This window comes from Litorilinea aerophila (genome assembly GCF_006569185.2).
GTDB lineage: Bacteria > Chloroflexota > Anaerolineae > Caldilineales > Caldilineaceae > Litorilinea > Litorilinea aerophila.
The window spans coordinates 1-780 of sequence record NZ_VIGC02000090.1 but is presented as its reverse complement, the minus strand read 5'-3'; the positions used below and the strand labels follow the sequence as shown (position 1 = coordinate 780).

General features: G+C 67.3%; 1 protein-coding gene. It reads right to left on the bottom strand.

The window, feature by feature from the left end; genetic code table 11:
• Positions 1-84 precede the first annotated feature (84 nt).
• On the bottom strand, positions 85-660 hold the full coding sequence (locus FKZ61_RS23740; protein WP_141612665.1) for a hypothetical protein: 576 nt from the start codon (positions 658-660) through the stop codon (positions 85-87).
• Between the last annotated feature and the right edge of the window lie 120 nt (positions 661-780).

The following is a 780-nucleotide window of genomic DNA, read 5'->3' as shown; positions in this document are numbered from 1 at the left end:
GAGGGAGCGCGCCCAAAGGGCACCCGGAATTTCTGCCGTGGTATTGACGCCAGACTGTACTAGTGGTTGGGTGTGGGCAGGCCATCACGTCTCCAGCAGCACGCCGTCCACCGGGTCCCGGTTGATGGCATCCAGCAGGACGCCGCCGCCCTCTGCGCCGCCAGGCTCGCCATCGGTTGGGGGCAGGCTCTGGCGGATGCGGGCGGCGTGGAGGTTCAGCATCTCCAGTTCGGACACCGTGAGCCCGTAGCGGTTGGTGGGGTGGTTCAGGATGCGCACCAGGTCCAGGGTGACGATCTGGGAGAGGTGGGGGCCGTTGCGGAAGACCGTCCACTCCACCAGCGAGGTGCGGACGAACTCCTGGGCGGCGGGTGTCAGCCGGGCCGGGCTGCGCAGGGGGAGGATGGAGCGCTCCAGTTGCCAGGCCAGGTGCCACTCGGCGCCGGAGGGGGCGGTGATGTCCTTGCCCAACAGGAAATAGACGCGGTCGCAGTTGGCGATCAGCTCGAAGATGTCGTCGTAGGAGGCGCCCCGGGCGGGCGTGCGGCGGATCTCCACGCCGATCTGCACGGGCAGCTCGGCCACGGCCCGCCCGATGACCGCCCGTTCCGCTTCCAGGTCTTTGGTTGCGCTGACGAAGATTCGCAGTGTTTCAGCCATAGCTCATCCAGAGGGTCCTTACCCCGAGGCATCGCCTGATGGGCTGCCCGGCAGGGACTAGTACGGTCTGGCGTAAATACCACGGCAGAAATTCCGGGTGCCCTTTGGGCGCGCTCCCTC